This is a genomic window from Streptomyces sp. CA-135486, from assembly GCF_050936555.1.
In the GTDB taxonomy this organism is placed as follows: domain Bacteria; phylum Actinomycetota; class Actinomycetes; order Streptomycetales; family Streptomycetaceae; genus Streptomyces.
In genome coordinates this window covers 3,386,632-3,405,783 of record NZ_JBNJMM010000002.1, presented here as the reverse complement: position 1 = coordinate 3,405,783, position 19,152 = coordinate 3,386,632, and the positions used below count along the sequence as shown (strand labels likewise).

Genomic DNA, 19,152 nt, shown 5'->3' with positions numbered 1-19,152 from the left:
GTCACCGCGGCCCGGGGGCCGCCTGCGTCCTGCGGGCGATCAGTCGGTAGGCGTTGCCCCCGTCGGTGGCACGGGCCACTGCCGCGCGCACTCTGTCCAGGGCCGCGGCGACGGCGTAGCACGGCAGCGCCACGGTCTGTACGGCTGTGCGGAAGGCCCGCCGCGGCACGGTGGCATTGCCCGCTCCCCACGGGGCGTACGGATTGGGGGCGAGCCGGTTCGCGGTGAGCAGCACGGCGCCGACGAAGTCGCACGCCTGATGGGCCTCGGCGTGCTCCTCGGCCAGGACCGTGAACCCGCGGTCGGCGAGCGCCTGCCGGAGGTTGCCGATCGGGATGAGGTGCTGGTGCTGGGGCTGGAACCAGGGCAGCCAGTACGGGCCGAGGAGCCGGGAGAGCCGTGACTCGGGGTCGGGCAGCTCGATGAGCAGATGCCCGCCGGGCGGCAGCACCTCGGCGGCCGCGTCGAGTTCGGCGAGCGGGTCCCGGGTGTGTTCGAGGTAGTGGTACATGCTGACGGTGTCGTAGCGGTTGACGAGTCCGGGGGCGAGCTCGGGGAACTGGCCCCGGTGAGCGGTGCCGATCCAGCCTCGGGCCTCGGCCTCGCGCACGGCGTCCGACATGTCCAGGCCGTCGAAGCGGGTCCCGGGCCAGATCTCGCGCGCGCTGTCGCAGAAGTGGCCGTGGCCGGTGCCCACATCGAGCCAGGCTGCAGGCGTGCCGAACGGCTTCAGCATGGCCGCGCGGCCACGGTACGAGGCGCCCATCGTGCCGAACACATGGGCGGCGCCGCCGACACCGAGGCCGTCGTAGAAGTCGCGGTAGTAGAAGTCGAGGCCGTCGAGGGAGAGGCGGGGGTTCTGGAAGACATGCCCGCAGTCACCGCACTCTTCGAGGGTGAAGTGGCCGGGCTTGCCCTGGAACAGATCAGGCATCTGCACGCGTACGGTGAGTTCGGCCGAGCCGCACCAGGGGCAGTCGGGACGGCGCGGTTCGAGGAACCGCTCGGTGCCCTCCTTGAGGTCGGCGGTGTAGGCGGGCCGCAGCGCTGCCAGCGCGGACACTGTTTCTGCCGAGCTCGGATCGTGGCTCGCCGCGGTGCCCAGGGCGGCGCCGAAGGAGTGCAGTGGGCGCGCGGCCGTGGCGCGCGACAGGTCCGCCGGGCGCAGCGGGCTGCGCGGGCCGCCGAGGACCAGGGCGGGTTGCAGCCAGTAGAGGGCCAGCGCGGCGGCGCCCCAGCGGCGGTCCTTGGCGGCCGCACGGACGAGCAGGACCAGGCCGGCCAGTTGAGCGGCGGCCACCAGACGCGGGGGCAGTCCTTGGGCGCGCAGCTCCGCGACGCGCCCGGCGAGGTCGGGGGCCGGGGCGGTCAGCCCGGGGGCGATGGCGGTGCCGGTCGCGGCGGTGGCGTACTCCTTCAACCGGCAGAGCATGGTGTGCAGTTCCGCGGTGCCGAGGTCGGTCCCTGCCTCGGTTCCCGACCGGTCCCGGACGCCGTCCGCGACAAGTACGGCGTGTCCTGCGCCGCGCAGCTTGCCCGTGCGGGCGAAGCGGGAGTCCTTGAGGTCGAGATCACGGAGCAGGGCCAGCGCGCGCTCCGTGTCGATGCGACCGGGGAACAGGTCGAGGAGTTGCAGGCCGGTGCGTTCCGCGTGGGCGACGGCGGCGGTCAGGGTGGCCTTGTCGACCTCGACGCCCTGCCCGGTGATCAGCTGCCAGCCGTCCAGGGACACGCCGTCCGCGGGGGCCGCCGGATCCAGCACGGGTACGGCGGCCAGTCGGCGGCGGGCCCGCACCGTGCCTGCGGTGAGGCCGGTCAGGGCGGCGAGCGCCGCCCACGGGACGTGGCGCGTACGGGACTGTGTCATAGCAGCTTCTCCAACCTGTCGGCCGCGGCCGCGGCACCGCCGGCCGCCGCGAAGGATGCCTGGATACGGCGGGCGGCCCGGCGGTGGTCCGGGCCGTCGAGAACGGCGCTCAGAGCGGCGTGGATCTCGTCCGCGCGGGGGCGGCCGAAGCGCACCCGGATGCCTGCCCCGGCCGCCTCGACCTGCTGCGCGACGATCGGCTGGTCGTCGCGGACCGGCGCGACGACCAGGGGCAGACCGTGGGCGAGTGCCTCGCAGACGGTGTTGTGCCCGCCGTGGCAGATCACGGCGTCGAGGTGTGCCAAGAGCGGGAGTTGGGGGACGTACTCCTGAAGCAGGACATGGTCCGCACGCACCTCGCCGACCACGTCCGCGGGTGCTGCCACGATCAGCTGGACCTGGTCGGCCAGGCGCTCCGCGGCCCGCAGGACCGCGGTGTAGAAACGGCCGCCCGCCTCGCGGTTGAGGGTGCCGAGCGAGACCAGCACCCGGCGTCGTACGGGATCCAGCCGCCGCCAGGGGAAGGACGAGGCGTCTGCCGGGCGCACGCCCAGCGCGGGTCCGACGAAGGCGTGGTGATCGGGACCTGCATCGTCCGCGCCGAGGAGTTCGGGGGTGGAGAAGACCAGGACCAATCGGTCCGAGAAGCGCGGGTCCCAGTCCGCGGGCGCGCCGGCCTCGGTCAGGAATCCGGCGATCCGGTCCGTCACCCACTCCCCCACCTTGGGGAATCCGGCGAAGGGCCGGGTGAACTCGGCTGTGGTCGTCGCGGAGGTCACCCACGGCAGTCCGCGCCGCCGGGCGATCACCGCCCCGGCGAGGGCCTGTTGGTCGGCGACGAGCACATCGGGGGCGTACGCATCGACCGCCGCCTCGACTCCGGGCAGCATTGCGTGGGCGAGCGGGACGAGCGCCTCCTCCCACAGAAAGCGCAGGGCGGCGACGCCCCGCAGATCGCGCCAGCGGCCGTGCAGCGTGCCGTAGCCCCCGGACCCGGTACGGTCGCCGGCGGGGAGGAGGGTGGCGCGTGCGGGCAGCAGAGCAGGCAGGACCTCGGCGGGGCCGGTCCAGGCCACCTGGTGTCCGCGCGCGGTGAGTTCGGTGGCGACGGCGACCGTGGGGTTGAGGTGTCCGGCGAGCGGCGGGACGACGAACAGCACCCTCATACCGTCACCGCCTCGGGCTGCCGCAACGCGGCCTCGGCCAGCCGGTCGAGGACCGCGCGGCGGAGCTCGCCGGTGCCGCCCTGCAGGACGTCGTGGCCGAGACCCGGCAGGATGCGGACGGTGCACCGGGGGGCGTGGCGGGCCAGTTCCCGGACGCCGGGGACGAGTTCGGAGTGCTCCCCGCAGACGGCCAGCACCGGACAGCGCACCCGGGCGAAGTCCTCGGCCGTGAACGTCCGTGCCGCCGCGATGTCGTCGATCAGGCTGGTGCGGTTGAGGAGTTCGTCGGCCGTGGTGGTCAGCCGTGCGGCCTTGCGCGCGCCGAGCGAGGCGAGTTCGCGCGGCACCTGGCTGCCTTCGAGGCCGAGGGCGGCGACGGAGAGCGTGTCGAGCATGTTCTCGATCCAGGGCCCGTTCAGCGGGGGCTCGATCAGTACGAGCCCGGCGACGAGGTCGGGGCGGGCGAGCGCGGTGTGCAGTGCGAGTGTGCCGCCGTAACTGTTGCCGACGAGATGTACGGGGCGTTCCTCGAGGTCCATCGCGGCGAGCAGGGCCGTCAGGTCCGCCACCGAGGTCCGGGTGTCGTATCCGGTGGGCGGGCGCTCGCTGCGGCCGTGGCCGCGCAGGTCGTACAGCACGACGTCGTGTCCGGCCCGGGCGGCGGGGACGGCGAGCGTGGCGTAGAAGCTGGAGAGGTTGTCGACGACCAGGCCATGGAGGAAGACGGCCGTCGCGCCCGAGCCCGCGTCGGCGGCGGGCAGGCGCTGGACATGGAAGCGGAGGGAGTTGGCGATGATCTCGGCCATGGCAGGCTCAGAGCGCCGGGGCCGAAGCGGGTGCGGCGGCGATATGGGCCACGAGGTCGCCGACCGTCATGGCGAGGATCTCCTCCATGTCCTTCTCGGCCAGGAGGGCGATCAGGTCCACCGCTGCCCCGTAGCGCTTCTGGAGCAGCTCGGCGAGCGCGACGAACTCGATGCTCTCCAACGCCAGGTCCTCGTTGAAGGTGGTCGCCAGGGTGACCTCGTCCGCGAGGAGGAACTCGTCGCCGACGGTCTCGACGAGCATGGCGGTGATCTCGGCGAGTATCTGTTCGGCGGTGGCATCAGATGCCATGGCTTGCCTCCGTGGGGGTGGGGATGGGGGGTTCGGTCCAGGCGACAACATGGGTGGTGGGGCGGTTGTCCGGGCCGGGCGGATCGTCGACCGTGCTGATCCGTACGGTGTGGCCGCGACCCTCGGGAGAGATCACCCGGAGCCCTGTGGGGCCGGTGCCGGTGACGGTCCACTGCCGCGGTCTTCCCCCCAGACCGGTGCCCTCGGCCTTGGCGGCGGCTTCCTTGGCGGACCAGAGGGCGGTGAGCGCCTGCGCCCTGCCGGACCCTTCGCGCGCGGCGAGTTGGTCGGCGAGCCGGCACTCGCCGGCGGTGAGGGCGATGCGGCTCAGCGCCTCCGGGTCCTCGGTGACGGTCTCGATGTCGATACCGACGGCGTGACATGGGTGCGCGTAGGCCACGGCCAGCCGGTCCTTGTGGGCGAGGGAGAGCCGGAGCCCGGCGGCAAGCGGGCCCCCGGCGCGGGGGCGGCCCGCGTCGTCGTTGCCGACCGGGACCTCCGCGGGGAACAGGGGTCCCGCGCCGCCGTCCCACAAGAGGTGACGTACGGCGTCCTTGGCGGCGATCCGCCCCAGCAGCCAGGCCGTGCGGGCCCGGGGCGGGCGCTTCTCGTACGCCGCTCGCTCGGCGGCACCCAGATAGCGCCGCATCACCAGCTCCTGCGACGCGGGGTCGGTCCAGCGGCGCCTGGCCAGGCACCAGCCGCCGGGCTGCGGCTCGCCGATACCGCAGATCTCCGGGGTGAACTTCATCGGCCACACCCGCTCGTCGGCGGCGAAACGCCGGTACGTCCAGCCCTCCAGGCGGGCCCACACCGTCCCGTCGTCGGCGGCGAGTTCCACATCGCCCTGTACGGAGCCGGGTCGTACGGCGCGGATGCGGGCGGTGGCCCGCAGCAGGGCGCCCTCGCGCGGGGCGGGTCCGTACAGGCTGACCCGTTCCAACGAGGCGGGGAAGACCAGCCGGTCGGCGGGCAGCCGCAACTGCATCCAGTGGCCGAGGAGTTGTCCTGCGGCGTCCAGCAGCGCACCGGGCGCGGGCAGGGCGCGCAGCACCCCGCGCACGCCGTCGTCGGCGACGGCGGTCACCGCGTGGACTCCGGCGAACGCGGGGCCGTGGAACATCCACCGGTCGCGGTAGAGAGCCTCGGCGCTGACAGGGGGCGGCCCTTCGCGGGTCAGCGCCGAGCGGTCGGGGGCGGGAGGTGCCGTATGACGGTCCGCGAGAGCGACGGTGACCGTCGCGCAGTCGCCGATCTCCACGCGTACCCGGTCGCCCGCGAGGTCGGGAGTCACATGGAACTCCGCGTCGACGGGAGGCGCGACGGGCAGCCAGCGCAGGGCCCGCACGTCGTCGAAGCCGGTGACGACCCGCCCGGGGGCGGCCTGGCGTGCGGCGTCCGCGGCGAGTTCGAGAAGGGTGGTCATGGGGACGACGGGGAAGCGGTCCGAGGCCTCGGGCCAGCTGTCGGGCTGGAGGTAGACGCAGTGGTCACGGACGTAGGGCATGGTCTGGAGGGAGAGCCGTCGCCGGGTGCGGTGGGCAGCTGACGCCCGCGGCTGCAAGGCGGGCTTCGCGCGCCAGGCATCGGCGACGGCGCGGACCGCGTCATGCGTTTCGTCGAGTACGGCGTCGAGGGCCGACAGCAGTACCGGCTGATCTGGGGTGGTCGCCCGGGGCGAGTGGGGCGGGTGGGACGAGTGGGTGAGACCGAGCGGGGGCGCGGCGGCTCCCAGGCTGACGAGCGGAGAGCCGAGGTCGAGCCGTACGAGGGCGGGCTTGGGGGCCGCGCGTTCGGGGGCCGCGGGCGCACCGTCCGCTGCGGGCGGGGCGATTGCGGCAGGCGCGGCCGCGGGGGCCGCAGGCGCGGTGACCGCCACGGGCTCGTCCTCCGCCAGCCGGTCCCAGCGCGGGTTCAGCCCCTCCGTCCACAGTGCCGCGGCCAGCTGACGCAGTTGGTCGAGACCGCTGCCGCCCCGCCCCGCGCCCGCGGAGACGGCCAGGTGGTCCCGGCCGTGCAGGGTGTCCGACACAAAACCGGGCAGGCTGCCCGGGCCCATCTGTATGAAGGCCCGTACTCCCGCCGCGTACAGCCGTGCGGTCAACTCCCGGAAGCGCACCGGTTCCAGCAGATGGCGCAGCACCACCTCCCGGACTTCCCGCTCGCCGCGGGGGTACGCGGCAACCGTTGTCGCCGACCAGACGGGCACGGTCGGCGGCCGGAGCGGGAGTCCGGCGAACGCGGCGCGGACCTGATCGAGGTAGGGCGCCCACATGGGCGTGTGGAAGCCGGACCGGAAGGGCAGCTCCTGGGTGAGTACGCCCTGCCCGGCAAGCCTGGCCAGCGCCTCGGTCACGGGACGCGGTTCGCCGCACAGCACCGACTGGTGGGGGCAGTTGTCGTGGCTGACGGCGACGCGGTCCAGCCCGTGCAGGGCGGCCCCGGCCTGCCGCGCCCCGCAGCCGAGTGCCGCGTACACGAGATCGGGCACATCGAGATCGCCCGGCCGCAGCGAGTCGAGGAAGGTGTCGACGGCCTGCCGGGGATACATCCCGGCGACCACCATGGCGGTCCACTCCCCCAGGCTGTGTCCGGCCAGCACGTCGGCCTGAATACCCAGTTCGGGCAGTACGCGGGCGAAGAAGCGGCCCACGGCGATGGCGTCCACCGCCCGTTCCACGAGGGTGCCGCCGCCGGTCGGCGCGGGCCGGGGCAGACCGAAGCGGTCGGCGACATCATCGACGTACGGCGTGAAGTCCGGCTCCAGACCCGGGAAGAGGAACGCCAGTCGCGCATCGTCCGCGAGCAGCGGGCTCGGCGTGAACCACACACCGCCGCGACCGCGCCACGGCCTTCCGCGGGCGACGACCGCCATGGCCAGAGCCCGGCGCTTCGGGGTGAGACCGAGAACGGCGAGGCGGCAGGGCCAGTCGGACGACGGCGGTGGCGCGGACTGTCCCGAGTCCGCCAACTCGTCGACCAGGCGACCGAGTCCGCCCGGAGTGGCAGCGGCGAGCAGGGTCACCGGGGACGTGTTGATCGCGGCCCGTCGGTCCGACCCACGCCTGCCCGGTGGGACGAACGCGCCCGCACCCGGTGCCTCCTCCAGCACCACATGCGCGTTGATCCCGCCGAAGCCGAAGGCGTTCACGCCGGCCCGACGCGGCGCGTGCCCGCGCGTCCAGGGCTCCGACTCCGTCACGGGTCGCATCCGCGTCGCGGCGAAGCCCTCGTGCGGCACTTCGAGATGGAGGGTCGGGGGCAGCGTTCCGTCGTGCACCGCGAGTACGGCCTTGATCAGCCCGGCCATCCCGGATGCCTGCATGGTGTGGCCGAGCATCGACTTCACGGACCCCATCGCGACCGGTTCCGCGCCGGTCGTGCGTGGACCGAATACGCGGGCCAGGGTGGTGAGTTCGGCCTCGTCGCCGACCGGCGTACCGGTGCCGTGCGCCTCCAGCAGGCCGAGCGCGCCGGGCGCGGCCGGATCGAGCCCGGCCTGTGCCCAGGCCTGGTGGAGGGCGCGCACCTGGCCGTCGACCAGGGGGCTCATCAGGCTCGCGGCGCGGCCGTCGCCCGCCACGCCCACGCCGCGTACGACGGCATAGACGCGGTCGCCGTCGCGCTCGGCGTCCGCCAGGCGCTTGAGCAGGACGACGCCGGTGCCTTCGGACAGCAGCGTCCCGTCGGCGCGGCGGTCGAACGGCCGGATCTGCTGGCTCGGGCTCAATGCACGCAGCTGGGTGAAGACGCTCCACAGGGTGGCGATATGGCAGTGGTGCACGGCTCCGGCGACCATCAGGTCGCAGCTGCCGGAGGCCAACAGGCCGGCCGCCTGCTCGACGGCGAGCAGCGAGGAGGCACAGGCGGCGTCGAGGGTGTAGGCGGGGCCCTGGAAGTCGAGGCGGTTGGCGGCCCTCGCCGCGGTGAAACTGGGTACGAGGCCGATGGACGCCTCCGGCCGTTCGGGGCCCAGCCCTGCCTGGAAGGCTTCGCGCACCTGGCTGATGCGCTTCTCGCCCAGTTCGGGAGCGAGTTCGCGCAGGGTCGCGGACAACTGGTGGGCGGTGCGCACCCGCTGGTCGAGGCGGGCGGTGGCGACGCCCATGAACCCGCCGCGGCCGAGGATGACGCCGATCCGGGAGCGGTCGGCGGGCAGCCGCTCCTCGCCCCCGGCATCGGCCACGGCCTCGGCGATGACGCGCAGGGCGAGCAGTTGATCGGGCTCGGCACCGGCCACGGCGGCGGGCATGATGCCGAAGCGGGTCGGGTCGAAGGCGGCGAGGTCGTCGATGAAGCCGCCGCGTCGGCAGTAGAAGTGGTCGCTGCGGGCAGGTCCTTCGGTGCCGTTCGCGTCGTAGTAGACCTGGGGGTCCCAGCGGCCGGGCGGCACATCGCTGATGGCGTCCGTACCGGCGACGAGGTTGCGGCGGTACGCCGCCAGATCGGCGGCCCCGGGGAAGACGGCGCCCATGCCGATGATGGCGGCGTCGGTAGGACGGGGGCCGCGGTCAGCCATGGTGGGCCTCCGCCGAGGCCCGGCTCTCTTCGGCAAGAAGGACGACCTGGCCGGTGGTGCCGCGCGCCAGTTCGGCGAGGAGCGCGGAGGTGCCCGCGGCCGGATCGAGGAGCGGGACGCCGCGGCTCGCGTACATCCGCTCCAGCTCGGGGGTGACCATGCCGCCTGCCTCGGCCGCCCACGGGCCCCAGTCCACGGCGAGGACCCGGCCCGGGAAGCGTCGCGACCAGGCGGGGGCGGTGGCGAGGGTGTCCAGGGCCTCGTTGGCGGCCGCGTAGTCGGCCTGTCCGCGGTTGCCGAAGACGCCGGCGACGCTGCCGAAGAGGCAGAGGAAGCCGGGGGCCGGGCCGTCACCGTGGTCGGCGGCGGCGTCGGCGAGATGGCGTGCGCCATCGACCTTGGTGGCGAAGACCCGCGCGAAGGACGCCGGGTCCTTCTCGCGCAGCAGCTTGTCCTCGATGGTGCCGGCGCCGTGCACGATGCCGTCGAGCCGGCCGTGCCGCATGCGTACGTCATGGACGACAGCGCGTACGGCATCGCGGTCGGTGACGTCCGCCGCGTGATAGCGCACGGAAGCGGCCGTGCCGCTGAGGGCGGCCAGCGTGCTGCGGATCTCGCGGGCGGCGAGGATGCGGCTCGCGGCCGTCTCGATCTCGGCGGGGGTGCGCAGGCCGTGCCGGACGAGGGCCGCGCGCAGCGCGACCCGGTCATGGGCGTGGGCGACGGCCGGGTCCTCGGCGTCGTCGGGCGGTGGCGTACGGCCGATGAGTTCGATGTGGCAGCCGGTGGCCTCGGCGAGTGCGATGGCTGTACGGGCGGTGATGCCGCGTGCCCCGCCGGTCAGCAGCACCACCGCGTCACGGCCGATCGGGAGCAGTGGTGGCGCTTCACCGCGGGGCAGAGGAGCGGGGACGGTGCGCAGGGTGTTGCGCGTGCCGTTGGTGTAGCCGATGGCCACGGGCTCCTCAGCGGCGCACAGTTCGGCGACCAGATGGGCCGCGATCCGCTCGGGGCGGTCCTTGGGGTCGACGTCCACGGCGCGAACGGCGGTGGCGGGGTGTTCGATCGCCGCGGTACGGGCGAAGCCGGCGAGACCTGCGCCGGGGATCGGGTCGGCCGTACCCGGCGATGCGTGTGACGACTCGGTACGGCCGAACGCTCCGCCGCGGCCGGTCACGAGCAGCAGCCGGGCGGTGCCCGCCGTCAGGATCGCGCGCAGCGCGCCGAAGTTCTCCGGCAGGACGGGTGCCGGGCCGGGGCGCAGGGCGCTCAGATCCACCACGCCGTCGGCCCCGGCGGCGTCCGCCAGACGGTCCGGGTGGAGGGTGCGTACCTCGGCTCCGTGGGACTCCAACTCGGCGGCGAGGGCAACGGCCACCCCGAGACCGTCGTCGACGACGGCGAACCGCAGGCCGGGCAGCACATCGGCGGGATCGCGGCCTGCGGGCGGCCCCACGGGAGCGACCTCGACCAGGAGCCGGGCCGGGAGCGTTGGACGTTGCCGGTCCTTGCGGGCGGGGAGCGTGGGGCGAGGGGCATCCTCGCGGTCAGGGAGCGCTGGACGAAGCCCGTCCTCGCGGGCGGGCGGCTCGGTCGAAAGATCGGCGGCCGAGCCCGCGCCCGGGTCCTGCTCCGCCGTCGCGCCGCGGGCCACAATCCACTCGACGATGCCGCTGATGGTCTTCAGCCGGGAGAGTTCCTCGACGGCCGACTCCGCCGGGCCGTCCGCACCGCGCGGCAGCCCGATCCGGTCCGCCAGCGCCCCGATGATCTCCACCCGCTTGATGGAGTCCACCGAGAGATCGGCCTCCAGGTCGAGGGCCGGGTCGAGCATCTCCCTCGGGTACCCGGTGCGCAGATGGACGATCTCCAGTACGGCATCCATGAGCTCGTCGCGCGTGAGGGGGCGGCTCTCGGTCCCGGCTGCGACCGGCCGAGGCGCGGAGACCTCTCGGGCTTCGGGCTCGGGCACGACCGCCGGCGCGGGTGGTGGTGCGCCGTCCGCGCCCAAGTAGCCCAGCAGCACGTCACGTTGCGCGGAAACCAGTTCCCGCGCACCGCGCAAGTACTCCAGTACGGCGTCCTCCCGCCGGTCCGCGGCAGCCGCGGGACGAGCCACCGCCACCCGCTGGGCCGGGCGCAGTCCACCCGCGACGGGCTGTCCGTCCGCCGTCCGTACGAGATGGCCGTCCACCAGCCATCCGGCACGCCGGGGCGGCTCGGCGGGCAGCGCCGCCGCGCGCCCCTTGAACAGCGGCTCCGGGTCGAAGGAGACGCCTGCCGTGGCGAGTTCGGCGAGCGCGGTCACCAGGCGGGTCAGGCCGTGATCGCCCGGGACGTCGAGCGGGACGGCGGTGTGCGGCCGGTCGCCCAGGATGCGGCCGACCAGTCCGGTCAGCACCCGGCCCGGGCCGGCCTCCACAAAGGTCCGCACCCCGGAGGCGTACATCGCCTCGATCTGCTCGGCGAAGCGCACCGGCTCGGCGAGTTGTCGGGCCAGTAACTCCCGTACGCCCACCGGCTCGGCGGGATAGGGGCGGCCCGTGGTGTTCGACCAGACCGGGAGAGCCGGCCGGGCCACCGCAGAAGCGGCGAGTTCCGCTGCCAGCACGTCGGCGGCGCCGGCGACGACTTCGCTGTGGAAGGCGCAGGCGACCGGGATCCGCTCGGCCGCGATTCCCGCGTCGCGCAGCGCGCCGATCGCGGCATCGACCGCATGCGTGGGCCCTGAGATGACGCACTGGGACGGCGAGTTGTGGTTGGCGACAACGCAGCCGGGTGGCAGTTCGGGCAGGGCTCCCGGGGGCGCGGGCACCGCTGCCATCGCTCCGGGGTCGACTCCGGCGGCGGTGAGTATCGCCTCCGCCCGGCGGTCGCTCAGACGCAGGAGGGTGGCGGCGTCGTAGGCGCCGGCGGCCCAGAGGGCGACCAGCTCGCCGTAGGAGTGCCCAGCCGTGCAGTCGGGGCGTATGCCGAGCGATGTGAGCAGGAGGTGGGCGGCCGCCCCGGTGAGGCCGAGGGCGGGCTGGGCGGTCCGGGTGTCGGTGACGGCGGCGCGCTGGGCGGCCCGCTCCTCGGGTGTGAAGGCGGCGGGCGGGAACATCCTGGTCACGCGGGCAGGGTCCGCCGCGTACAGCATCGTCCGCAGCCGCGGGAAGGCGATGAACAGGTCGCCGAGCATGCCGGGACGCTGGCTGCCCTGCCCCGGGAAGAGGAAGGCTGTCCTGCCCAACTCCTGGGCGGCGTTGCGCACATGAATGCCGTCGGCGGTGGCGAACTCCCGGGCCCGGTCCAGCTTGGACGCCAGGTCGTCAAGGCTTGTCGCGACGACCGCGACCTGGATCTCACCCTCCCCGGCCGACGTCTCAGCGGCGAGGTCGCGCAGCGGCCAGGGCCGTCCCGCCGCGTCGTTCTGGTCCAGCCGGGCGGCGAGACGGTCGATCGCCCGCAGAGCGGCCGGACGGTCCGCGCCCCGGAAGCAGAACAGCTCGGCCGGCCAGGTGTCCAGCCCGTGCGCGGGCTCGTCCGCATCCCCGTACCCGGCGAGGACGGCGTGGTAGTTGGTGCCTCCGAATCCGAACGCGCTGACGGCGGCGAGCCGTCGGCGGGCGGGCTCGGCCCACGGCCTGGCCTCCGTGTCGAAGCAGAAAGGACTCGTGTCCGGCTGCCAGTCGGGGTTGGGGCAGGTCAGATGCAGAGTCGGCGGCCGTACGCCGGAGTGCACGGCCCGGGCCGCCTTGATCAGCCCGGCCAGTCCCGCCGCGCATTTCGTGTGACCGAGCTGCGACTTGACCGAGCCGAGCGAGCAGCCACCCGCGTCCGAGCCCCCGAAGGCCTCGGTGAGGACGGCCAGTTCGGTGCTGTCCCCCACGACCGTGCCGGTGCCGTGCGCCTCCACGAGACCGATCTCGGCTGGCGCGATCCCGGACCGCCGGTAGGCGCGTTCCAGTGCGCGGCGCTGCCCTTCGGGCCGGGGTGCGGTGAGGCCGAGGGAACGTCCGTCGCTGGAAGCGCCGACGGCCTTCACCACGGCGTAGATGCGGTCGCCGTCGCGTTCGGCGTCCGCCAGACGCTTGAGTACGAGGCAGGCGACACCTTCGCCGAGGGCTATCCCGTCGGCCGAGGCGTCGAAGGGGCGGCACCGGCCGGTGGGCGACAGGGCTCGTACGGAGGCGAACATCAGGTAGTCGTTGATGCCGTTGTGCACATCGGCTCCGCCGCACAGCACCATGTCGCTGTCCCGGTCGCGCAGTTGCTTGCAGGCCAGGTCGAGGGCGGCGAGCGAGGAGGCACAGGCTGCGTCGATGGTGCAGTTGGCGCCCCCGAGGTCGAGCCGGCTGGCGACGCGTCCGGCGATGACATTCGCGAGGACTCCGGGGAAGGAGTCCTCGGTCAGCCGCGGCAGTTGGGCGTCCAGCTCGGGCGGCAGTTCACCGAGATAGCCGGGGTGCAGGGCGCGAAAGCCGTATGCCCCGGCGAGATCCGTACCGGCCTCGGCGCCGAAGACGACCGAGGTGCGGGAGCGGTCGAAGTGCCGCTCCTCCGAGTATCCGGCGTCGGCGAGGGCTCTGGCGGCGATGTCGAGGGCGAGCAGCTGCACCGGTTCGATGCTGCCGAGGGAGGCCGGGGCGATGCCGTGGGCGAGCGCGTCGAACGGGGCGGGCTGCAGGAAGCCGCCCCAGCGGGACGGAGTCTGCTCCCCCGCCCGCGCCGGATCGGGGTCGTGGTAGGCGGCGGTGTCCCAGCGCTCGGCGGGCACTTCGGTGACGGAGTCGGTACCGGCGACGATGTTCGACCAGTATCCGGCGAGGTCGTCGGCGCCGGGGTAGCGGCAGGCCATGCCGACGACCGCGATGTCGAGCGGAGCCTCCTCCCTCACGGGTTCGGATGCCTCGGCCCGCAGTTCCTCCAGACGCTCCGCGAGCAGCTGTGTGGCGCCCTCGGTGACCTGGGTGTGCAGGGCGGCGACCGTGGTGGTGGCGGTGCGCGCGATGGCGATCTGGCCAAGCATGTAGAGGCCCTCGTCGCGCTGTTCCTCCTCGTCCACGGCGACGGGCCCCGCCGCGGTGTGACGCAGGCCCTTGCTGGCGATGCGCAGCCGCCCGAGGTTGAGCTTCTCCAGCTCCTCCCAGATCTCGCTGGGGCTCGCGCCGTCCTGCCGCAGCCGCTCGGCGGTGGCGGTGAAGACCTCGGCGTACGCGGTGGCGGCGCAGCGTGTGGCGTGGCCGGGGGCGGTGTGCAGCAGCTCCGTGGCGCGGCAGTCGACGGCTGTGCGCTGGAAGCCGGGCAGTACGGCTCCGGAGGACACTGCCTCCTCGGTGAACAGATAGGCGGTGCCCATGAGGACGCCGATCCGGGCGCCGCGCTCGGCCAGCGGGCCGGCGGCGGCCATGGCCATCGCGGCGGACCGTTCGTCGTGGATGCCACCGGCGAAGAGCACATCGAGCTCGGCGGCGTACGGGCATGCCAGCAGCCGCTCGATCTGCTCCTCCCAGAGCGGGAAGGCGGCGCGCGGCCCGATGTGTCCGCCGCACTCGAGCCCTTCGAAGACGAACCGCCGCGCCCCCTCGGCGAGGAACTGCTCCAGCAGTCCGGGCGAGGGCACATGCAAATAGGTCCGGGTCCCGGCTGCTTCGAGGGGGGCGGCCTGCGCGGGCCGGCCGCCCGCGATGATCGCGTACGGCGGCCGCACGTCGGCGACGGCGGCGAGCTGTTCGCGACGCAGTTCGTCGGGGGCGAAGCCGAGCAGCCCGACGCCCCAGTCCCGGCCGGCCAGCCGCTCGGCGGTTTCGGTGAGCAGCTCTCGTACATCCCGGCCGTCCATCACGGCCAGGGCGAGAAAGGGCAGCCCGCCCGCGTCGGCCACGGCCCGGGCGAAGGCGGGCCGGTCGCTGACGCGGGTCATGGGCCCCTGGGCAACGGGCAGATGGCCTGCGTCCGGGCGCGGCAGGAGGGGGCGGGCCCGGACTGCCGCTTCGAGGTGGCCGGTGATGGCGGCCCGCACGGCCTGTACGACGGAGCCGGTGGTGCGGTGTCGTAAGGAGAGCCGGGCCGCCGTCGCACCGTCCTGTCCGACGGGCAGCGGCTGGGTGTGCAGGCCGCGCGCGCCGAGGAGTCCGGCGAGGTTTCCCTTCGGTGGTGCCAGATCGGGACGGGCATAGACGCGATGGCCCGCGACAAGGGTGGTTTCGCTGCCGTCCATGGACCGGATGGCGGCCGCGACCGCGGCGGGCAGTGGGTCGGCGCCCTCGGTGGTGAGCGCGAGCTGTGTGTCGAGTACGACTCCGGCGGCTCCGCCCGCGACGGCCGCGGCCGCCGTGTGCGGGCCGATGCCTCCCGCCGCGAGGACCGGGACGGTCATCTCGGGGTCGGCCAGCAGCCATTGGAGCAGTACGAACGTGGTCAGTTCGCCGACCCGGCCGCCCGCCTCGTGTCCCTTGGCCACGATTCCGGCCGCTCCGGCGGCGACGGCGGCCGTGGCCTCGGCCGGGCTGACGACCTCGGCCCACACCCGGCGGCTGCCGCCCCCGGCCCACTCGCCCGTCCCCGTGCGCCAGTGCTCTTCGGCGAGCAGAACGGTGTACACCGCGGCGGGCAGTTCGGCCGGGGTGACCCGGCATCCGGCCGGTACGCGCACTCCGTAACCCCCGCGCAGCCCGTCCATCGCGGCGCGCGCCCGTTCGCGGTCCCTGCCGAGGTCCAGCAGGCCCAGCGCGCCGGCCCGTTCCGCGGCCGCGACCATCGGGGCGTTGGGCTCCTCGAACGGGGTGAGCACGACGACGAGGTCCCGGCCTGAGTACCGGGTCGGCTGAGAGGTCACGGGCTCTCCTTGGGTTCCGAGCAGGGCCGGGGTTCCGAGCAGGGCCGGGCGAGGGAGCGTCGAGCGGTGGTTCACGGCACACAGGGCTGCGCGGCGCCACGGCCGGGCAGGTCGGACCACGGCGGGCTGAGAGGTGTATGGGCACCAGTGAAGCTAATCAGCAGTAACATTGCTTGCCGCGAAGAATCGTTGCGGCGGTCGGCGGGCGCTGTCAAGCACATCCGCCACCCATGCCTCAGAGGTATGGGAGCCTGCTGACGGAGCATCAACTTCCTTGTGCGGACCGGGATTTGTTCATAGAGCGGCTCTTACCCCCGCAAGGCCCTGCGGCTACCGTCCGTCCATGACCCCCACACTCCAGCAGCTGCGCTACCTCGTCGCCGTCGCTGACTGCCACTCGATCACCGCCGCGGCGTACTCCGTCTACATCGCCCAGCCCGCCCTCTCCCGCTCCATCCAATCCCTGGAACGCGACCTCGGCGTGGAACTCCTGGACCGCAGGAGCCGGGGAGCGACCCTGACCCCCGTGGGCGCCCGGGTCGTACGACTGGCCCGCACCGTCCTCGAGGCCGTGGAGGCCATCGAGGACATCCGCCCCCCACGCGGCCGCAGTTCGAGCGCCTGCACGCTCACCGTCACCGTCACCCCCACACTCTCCCTCGACCTCGCCGCCGACCTCGTGCCCTCCTTCACCGAACGCCACCCCGGCATCGAGGTACGGCTGCTCCAGCACGACAACCGCGAGGCGCTTGTCGGGGCTCTGACCGACGGTGCGGCGGAGCTGGGCCTGGTCGATCTGCCCGTGGACAAGGAGTTGTCGACGCACCATCTCCGGGACCGCGAGGTCGTACTGATCTCGCCGCGCGGCTCCGGGCTCCCCGACCCCATGCCGTACCGGATGCTGAGCGGCCTGCGGATGGTGCTGCCCACCCCCGGCACCGGCCGGCGCACGGAGCTCGAGGCGATGTTCGGCCGGCTCGGCGTACGCCCTGTGCCGGTGGTGGAGGCGGACGAGCGGCTGGCCTGGGTCACCAGTGTCACGGACGGGCTCGGCTCGCTGATCTGGTACCGGGACATGGTGTTACGGGCCTTCGGCCATCGCGTCGAGGTCCGTTCCTTCACCCCGCCGCTGCTGCGCGCCGTCGGCATCGTCCACCCACGCCGCCCGCTCAGCCGCCCCGCCCGCGCCTTCCTGTCGCACGCCCGGCACTACGCACCCGTACGCGAACCTGCCAGTTGAGGCGGCGGGCAGCCGCCCTCCCCCTCACCGTCAACTGGCCCTGACCTCGACCGGCGGCCCGGGAATGAGAAATTGGCACTGTTTCAGTGTCGAGTGTTGAAGGGCGAAGCATTACCCCATTCGAGTGAGCAGTGCCGCACATTCCGTGCACTAATGAAAGAGGGGCGAAAAAACCTGCCAAACCCACATACGGACGAGGGCCACGAGGAGGTCGGGCCGCCATGACAGTGGAGCAGTTGTCCCGGGCGGAGGCGGAATACCTCTCGCAAGTGAAGCGAGCCGGCGAGCGTTACGCGATGCGCACCGCGGAGCGGGCAACCAATCTTCGGGTGCTCGACGAGAGCGGCATCCTGTACGCCGACTCGCCGGAACGGATCACCAAGAGGCTGGCACGTCTGGGCGCCGACCTGGCGATGGCCAAGCAGATTGAACGGACGCCCGAGGAAGCCACCCCGGGCAGCAGTCTGGGCCTGGACCCTGACACGACCGGAGCCGATCTGCTGGGGCTGGAGCGCCTGATGGGGCGCAATGACCTCATCGGGGTCGGCTTCCTCGAAGCGGGATTCCTGGCGTCCCGCTCGATCGGGCGAGTGACTGTCCGTGGCGGAGGCGGAACTTTCCACGGCACCGGATTTCTGGTGTCCCCCTCGCTGCTGATGACGAACAACCATGTGCTGCACACGGCTGACGAAGCGGCCCGCGGTGTTGTCGAATTCAACTTCCAGGAGGGCCTGGACGGACAACTGCTCGCGCCCGTGGTGTTCTCACTGGAGCCGGGGGCCTTCTTCGTCACGGACCGTGACCTCGACTTCAGCGTGGTCGCCGTCGCCCAACACTCCCGGGACGGCCGACCGGTGTCGTCCTTCGGCCGGCTGCCGCTCAAGGAGGCCGAGGGCAAGGTCATCCTCGGAGAGATCGTCAACATCGTCCAGCACCCCAACGGCGAGCCCAAGCAGCTCGCGCTGCGTGAGAACAGGGTTGTGGACCTGCTGGAGACGTTCCTGCACTACGAGACCGACACGGCACCCGGCTCATCGGGGTCGCCGGTCTTCAACGACCAGTGGGAGGTCGTGGCGCTGCATCACGCCGGCGTTCCGCGCACCGACGAACACGGCCAGCCCCTTGCCGTCGACGGGTCCCGCTGGGAACCGGCCATGGGTGAGCACCGGCTGGCCTGGAAGGCCAATGAGGGGGTGCGTATCAGCCGCGTCCTCGGCGCGCTCCGGCAGGCCCCCCTGACCGGCGCCGGCGCCGCACTCCGCGAAGAGCTCTTCGCGGCCGGAGCGGCCCTCCACCCGGTGGAGACGTCACCGCCGCCGACGAGCGGGACAAACGGCGTCGTCCCCCAGAGCCTCGCAGTTGACGGGGCCGCACAGCAGTCGGCATCCGGCGGGACCGTGCGCTGGAGCGTTCCGCTGCACATCAGCGTCAGCCTCGACCCGGCCACACTCCAGGCCCAGGCGCAGGCCCAGGTTACCGAGTCACCGCCGCTGCCGGCAGCCGACGCCCCTCTCGCGCCGGATTCCGGGGTCGGCCGCATCGACGGTCAGTCGCCCGCCGAGACCGACCTGGCTGCCGCGCTGGTCAACCTGACGGCCGCACGGGGACGCCCCTACTACGACGCGCGTGCGGACGAAACCGCGCGCGACGCCTACTACGCGAACATCCGCGCCGACCGCCCCAGCGGGCTGCGCCACGCGCTCACCGAACTGCTCGAGGCCACCCATGCGCACCGGCCCGCGTACCAGCCGATGCGCATGGTCTACCCGTGGGTCGACCTGCATCCGGACAAGCAGTTGCGCAGCATCTACTCGGGCAAGGACTTCACGCCCGAAGAGCTCATACAGGCCGACGCCGCGGTGGAGGCCGCCCGGATCGGACGCTGGCAGGAGTTCCTGCTGCACGAGAGTGCACCCGGCCCTGCCGCTCTCGAGGCCCAGTTCGACGCCCTGGAGGCGGCGCTGCCGTTCAACTGCGAGCATGTCGTGCCCCAGTCCTGGTTCGCCAAGAAGGAGCCGATGCGCGGGGATCTGCATCACCTCTTCGCCTGTGAGTCGGGGTGCAACAGCTTCCGCGGGAACATCCCGTACTTCGACTTCGCGGACAGCGAGGAAGTCGTCCGGCAGGCCTGTGGGCGCCGTGAGCCGGAGAAGTTCGAGCCGTCGGCCGGCAAGGGCCCGGTCGCCAGGGCGACGCTGTATTTCCTGCTGCGCTACCCCGGATTGATCGGCGACGAGGCACGCGAGCTCCAGCGGGAGCGCCTGAGCCTGCTGCTGTCCTGGCACAGTGACAACGCGGTGAGCGAGTACGAGCGGCACCGCAATGCGGCGATAGCAGAGATACAGGGCAATCGCAATCCGCTGATCGATCACCCGGAGTGGGCCGAGCAGATCGACTTCGCCGGCGCCTGGCCGTGACGAGGCC

At 73.1% G+C, this 19,152-nt stretch carries 8 protein-coding genes; 2 read left to right on the top strand and 6 right to left on the bottom strand.

Translation table 11 applies throughout. The annotated features are described in order from the left end of the window. Window position 1: 1 nt before the first annotated feature. Genes ACQEVG_RS35080 through ACQEVG_RS35055 form a run of 6 tightly spaced genes read right to left on the bottom strand, consistent with a single transcriptional unit; the run spans window position 2 to window position 15,488 of the window. On the bottom strand, window positions 2-1,867 hold the full coding sequence (locus ACQEVG_RS35080) for a methyltransferase domain-containing protein (protein ID WP_432991468.1): 1,866 nt from the start codon (window positions 1,865-1,867) through the stop codon (window positions 2-4). Further along, on the bottom strand, window positions 1,864-3,033 hold the full coding sequence (locus ACQEVG_RS35075) for a glycosyltransferase (protein WP_432991466.1): 1,170 nt from the start codon (window positions 3,031-3,033) through the stop codon (window positions 1,864-1,866). Before ACQEVG_RS35075 ends, ACQEVG_RS35080 begins: the two co-directional genes overlap by 4 nt. After that, complete coding sequence (locus tag ACQEVG_RS35070; protein WP_432991464.1) at window positions 3,030-3,839, bottom strand: alpha/beta fold hydrolase; 810 nt, start codon at window positions 3,837-3,839, stop codon at window positions 3,030-3,032. The genes ACQEVG_RS35075 and ACQEVG_RS35070 overlap by 4 nt, the downstream gene beginning before the upstream one ends. Before the next feature lie 7 nt (window positions 3,840-3,846). Then, window positions 3,847-4,149 (bottom strand): acyl carrier protein, encoded by a 303-nt coding sequence (locus ACQEVG_RS35065; RefSeq protein ID WP_432991462.1) that lies wholly within the window; start codon window positions 4,147-4,149, stop codon window positions 3,847-3,849. Continuing rightward, complete coding sequence (locus ACQEVG_RS35060) at window positions 4,139-8,668, bottom strand: beta-ketoacyl synthase N-terminal-like domain-containing protein (RefSeq protein WP_432991460.1); 4,530 nt, start codon at window positions 8,666-8,668, stop codon at window positions 4,139-4,141. Before ACQEVG_RS35060 ends, ACQEVG_RS35065 begins: the two co-directional genes overlap by 11 nt. Beyond that, window positions 8,661-15,488, bottom strand: a complete 6,828-nt coding sequence (locus ACQEVG_RS35055) for an SDR family NAD(P)-dependent oxidoreductase (protein ID WP_432991458.1) — start codon at window positions 15,486-15,488, stop codon at window positions 8,661-8,663. Before ACQEVG_RS35055 ends, ACQEVG_RS35060 begins: the two co-directional genes overlap by 8 nt. A 343-nt stretch (window positions 15,489-15,831) precedes the next feature. Between ACQEVG_RS35055 and ACQEVG_RS35050 the strand changes: the two genes are divergently transcribed. Continuing rightward, the gene (locus ACQEVG_RS35050; RefSeq protein ID WP_432991456.1) at window positions 15,832-16,728 is read left to right on the top strand and encodes a LysR family transcriptional regulator; all 897 of its coding nucleotides are present in this window, start codon (window positions 15,832-15,834) and stop codon (window positions 16,726-16,728) included. Window positions 16,729-16,949: 221 nt separating this feature from the next. After that, window positions 16,950-19,145: an endonuclease gene (locus tag ACQEVG_RS35045; protein WP_432991454.1), complete on the top strand. Its 2,196-nt coding sequence runs from the start codon at window positions 16,950-16,952 to the stop codon at window positions 19,143-19,145. The last annotated feature ends 7 nt before the right edge of the window (window positions 19,146-19,152 follow it).

Bases quoted from the DNA above. Each gene is read 5' to 3' on its own strand.
- ACQEVG_RS35080 (WP_432991468.1), bottom strand. From the start codon at position 1,867: ATGACACAGTCCCGTACGCGCCACGTCCCGTGGGCGGCGCTCGCCGCC.
- ACQEVG_RS35075 (WP_432991466.1), bottom strand. From the start codon at position 3,033: ATGAGGGTGCTGTTCGTCGTCCCGCCGCTCGCCGGACACCTCAACCCC.
- ACQEVG_RS35070 (WP_432991464.1), bottom strand. From the start codon at position 3,839: ATGGCCGAGATCATCGCCAACTCCCTCCGCTTCCATGTCCAGCGCCTG.
- ACQEVG_RS35065 (WP_432991462.1), bottom strand. From the start codon at position 4,149: ATGGCATCTGATGCCACCGCCGAACAGATACTCGCCGAGATCACCGCC.
- ACQEVG_RS35060 (WP_432991460.1), bottom strand. From the start codon at position 8,668: ATGGCTGACCGCGGCCCCCGTCCTACCGACGCCGCCATCATCGGCATG.
- ACQEVG_RS35050 (WP_432991456.1), top strand. From the start codon at position 15,832: ATGACCCCCACACTCCAGCAGCTGCGCTACCTCGTCGCCGTCGCTGAC.
- ACQEVG_RS35045 (WP_432991454.1), top strand. From the start codon at position 16,950: ATGACAGTGGAGCAGTTGTCCCGGGCGGAGGCGGAATACCTCTCGCAA.